This is a genomic window from Paenibacillus sp. 01T422, assembly GCF_056398785.1.
In genome coordinates, this window is record NZ_JBFTQB010000650.1 from 1 (window position 1) to 3,803 (window position 3,803).

Genomic DNA, 3,803 nt, shown 5'->3' on the forward strand with positions numbered 1-3,803 from the left:
GCTCAAGCATATTCACACCATCCCCTCCCCATTGTAAAAGGATAAGACGAAGGCAATCCCTGCCCCGATAGCAAAAGCCGTTAGAAAGGCCTCAGCCCCTTTGGAAACGCCTGATACAAAGTGCCCGGCCATTAAATCCCGCACTGCGTTCGTAATGAGAAGCCCTGGAACCAGCGGCATCACAGAACCGATAATGATCGTATCCAAATCATGGCCAAACCCGATGTACACGAATAAAAAAGCCAATGCTCCTATGAATAATGAGGCCAGAAATTCAGCAAAAAATTTAATTCGAACCAAGCGATTAAAGTAACCAAGGAAGGTTAATCCTGCACCTCCTGTAACAAATGCAGGGAGGAAATCATGCCACATTCCTTTGAACATGATTAAGAAACAACCGCTCGCAAGCGCGGCGGCAAGTATTTTGACCCAGGTCGGAAAGCTGGTATTGGCCGCATCGATGTCTGAAAGCAGGCGGTAGGCTTCTTGCGGGGTCAAATCTCCTTTGCTGATGCGTCTGGAGATGGCATTCACAACAGTCACTTTGTGCAGATCGGTTGACCGTGCCGAAATTCGAATCAGCCTTGTCGTCTGCTCAGGTCCATCAATTGAGAAAATAATGCCGGTGGGGGTGACGAAGCTATGTGAGTTAGGGACGCCAAAACCTTCTGCGACGTGGGTCATGGTATCTTCGACACGATAGGTTTCCCCACCGTTTTCGAGCATAATTTTACCGGCTAGCAAACAAACTTGAGCAATTTCATAATTGGTTGGTGGGAGAGGTTCCATAATTGCATGTCTCCTGTTCTCATATTTGACCAAAGTATAATACATTTGGGTACTAATTCCTAAGACAAGCCTAACCTATGGTGAACATCTCGTAAATAGATCTGGACATTCGTATACCCTATGGGGTATTATAAATACCCGTAGGGGTATATAATAGACAACTAACAGGAGTGAACATCATGAATAGAACTATTGTGATTATCGGCGGTGTAGCAGGGGGAGCATCCGCTGCCGCACGTTTACGCAGGTTAAATGAGAACGACGAAATCATCATGTACGAACGGGGAGAGCACATTTCTTTTGCCAATTGTGGATTGCCGTATTATATCGGTGAAACGATCACGAACCGCGATAAGCTTCTCATTCAGTCACCRCAAGCTATGAAAAACCGCTTTGGCATTGACGTGAGAACGCAAATCGAGGTAACGGCAATTGATCGGGAAGCCAAGAAAGTGACTGCCCGACATGTGGGGACAGGGGCTGTCCATGATCAGCCTTATGATATATTGATTATGTCACCTGGAGCAAAGCCAATCGTACCTGACATTCAAGGTTTGGCAGAGGCTAATCACGTGTTTACACTGCGCAATATCCCGGATACTGACCGGATCAAATCCTATGTAGATTCAAGCAGTCCGAAGCATGCCACGATCATCGGCGGTGGGTTCATCGGAATCGAGATGGCAGAGAACCTCCGCCACCGCGGTCTAGAAGTGACTGTTATTGAGCGCAACCCGCAGGTGCTAGGACCTTTGGACATTGAGATGGCAAAGCTCATCGAACGTCATTTGCTGTTAAAAGGCGTTCAGTTGATTTTCAATGACGGCGTAGAGGAATTGATGGATAACGGAAGAACGTTGAGGTTGAAATCGGGAAAACATCTATCGACCGATATGATTATACTTTCTGTGGGGGTTAAGCCTGAAAGTCAGTTAGCCGCTGATGCAGGCCTTACGCTAGGCGTCAAAGGTTCCATTCAAATCAACGAACATATGCAGACGAATGATCCAGCTATTTATGCCATCGGCGATGCTGCCCAAGTGAAAGACCGGGTTCACGGCTTCGATACGGTCGTTCCTCTGGCCTGGGGGGCTAACCGACAAGGACGCCTCGTTGCCGATCATATTAATGGGCTGCAGGCTTCCTATCAAGGCGCTTTCGGTACAGCAATCGTGAAGGTGTTTGACCTAACGGCTGCTGTTACAGGAAACAATGAAAAGACACTGCGCCGCTTAGGCGTGCCCTATGAAGTTATTCATATTCATCCGAACTCACATGCCGGTTACTATCCAGGTGCGGCTTCGATGTCGATTAAGCTTCTGTTTGACAAAGGCAACGGACGCATATTTGGCGCTCAAGCCGTTGGAGCGAGTGGAGTGGACAAACGTATCGATGTGATTGCGACAGCGATGCGCGGTGGTTTGCGGGCAGATGAACTAGCCGATATTGAACTGTCGTATGCGCCGCCTTACTCGTCAGCCAAAGATCCTGTCAATATGGCTGGATATGTGGCAGCGAACATCATCGACGGGATCGTTGAAACGATGCAATGGCATGAGGTGGATCGTTATGTCGAGCAAGGTGGGCTTCTAATCGATGTGAGAGATGCAATCGAACGGGAGCTTGGGTATATTCCTGGTTCCGTCTGTATACCGCTGAATGATATTCGCGAGCATTTGCACGATATTCCGGCAGGCTCAGAGGTTGCTGTTTCCTGTCAGGTCGGTTTGCGAGGATATCTAGCTGCGCGAATTCTGAAGCAGCATGGCTTTCAAGTTAGAAATGTAGATGGCGGTTATAAAACATATGCTTCGATGAAGGAAAGAGCTCCACTTCCGATTCAAGATGTTAAAGAATCTAAATCAGCTCAGACGCCAATTCTTATTGATGCTTGCGGCTTGCAATGTCCGGGTCCGATTATGAGGGTGTATGAAACCATGAAAGGATTAAAGGATGGGGAGCAAATCGAGGTTCATGCGACAGACTTCGGATTCGCGGCAGATATCCAGAAGTGGTCCGAGAAAACGGGGAATACGCTGCAATCGTTGGATACTTCAACTGGAATTGTGAAAGCCGTCGTCAGCAAAGGGCAATCTGTAGGAGATGGCTTATCCTCCCATGCTGCTGAGGTAAGCGCCAATGGGACAACAATGGTTGTCTTCAGCGGAGATTTGGATAAAACGATCGCGGCTTTCATTATTGCATCAGGAGCCGCGGCAATGGGGAAGAAAGTAACGATGTTCTTCACCTTCTGGGGACTCAATGTTTTACGTAAAGAAGATGCACCTCCCGTTGCCAAAGACGGTTTAGAGACGATGTTCAGTATGATGATGCCTAAAGGAACGCGTAAGCTGCCGATGTCCAAAATGAATATGGGTGGAATGGGTGCGAAGATGATTCGACATGTTATGAAGCGGAAAAATGTAGAGTCGCTAGAATCACTCATGCAAGGAGCTATCCAAGCTGGAGTGAAATTAATTGCATGTACGATGAGTATGGATATAATGGGAATTAAACGCGAAGAGCTAATGGATGGCATTGACTACGCTGGAGTTGCCAGTTATTTAGGCGATGCGGAGGATGCTGGACTTAATCTCTTTATTTAAGGAGAGAGTGAATGATGGAGTATGATAAAGCTCTGAAAAATAGATTGAAACGGATGGAAGGCCAAATTCGCGGTATTCTTGGAATGATGGAAGCGGGAGAAGATTGCCGGGAGGTCGTGACCCAGCTATCAGCGGTTCGAACTGCTGTCGACCGTACAATTGGTGTTGTAATCGGGTCGAATCTTCAGCATTGTATTCAAGAGGAACTTGCCAAAGGAAATTCACCGGACAAGGTGATTCAAGAAGCTGTGGAGCTTCTCGTAAAAAGCAGATAAAAATAGGGGTGTCTCATTAGGTTAGGAATACCTGATGGACAACCCCTTTTTTATACGTTAAATTCATATTATTGTGCTCGCTTGGCAGGATGAACAGCGGTTTTCTCCCAATCCAGCAGCAGCTTGATGGTCT

The 3,803-nt window shown here is 47.2% G+C and carries 3 protein-coding genes; 2 read left to right on the forward strand and 1 reads right to left on the reverse strand.

The annotated features are described in order from the left end of the window. Nucleotides 1-12 precede the first annotated feature (12 nt). Entirely contained in the window at nucleotides 13-789 is a 777-nt protein-coding gene (locus AC1DUA_RS28145) for a threonine/serine exporter family protein (protein ID WP_477502909.1), read from the reverse strand. Nucleotides 790-968: 179 nt separating this feature from the next. Here AC1DUA_RS28145 and AC1DUA_RS28150 point away from each other — a divergent pair, with 179 nt between their 5' ends. Together AC1DUA_RS28150 and AC1DUA_RS28155 are read left to right on the forward strand one after the other, a co-directional pair. Next, nucleotides 969-3,395, forward strand: a complete 2,427-nt coding sequence (locus AC1DUA_RS28150) for a CoA-disulfide reductase (protein WP_477502910.1) — start codon at nucleotides 969-971, stop codon at nucleotides 3,393-3,395. A 14-nt stretch (nucleotides 3,396-3,409) separates the two neighbouring features. Then, a complete protein-coding gene (locus AC1DUA_RS28155; protein WP_145655952.1) occupies nucleotides 3,410-3,670 on the forward strand; it encodes a metal-sensitive transcriptional regulator in 261 nt (86 codons plus the stop codon). Nucleotides 3,671-3,803 lie beyond the last annotated feature (133 nt).

Coding starts and splice junctions, on each gene's coding strand:
- AC1DUA_RS28155 (WP_145655952.1), top strand. CDS start 3,410: ATGGAGTATGATAAAGCTCTGAAAAATAGATTGAAACGGATGGAAGGC.
- AC1DUA_RS28145 (WP_477502909.1), bottom strand. CDS start 789: ATGGAACCTCTCCCACCAACCAATTATGAAATTGCTCAAGTTTGTTTG.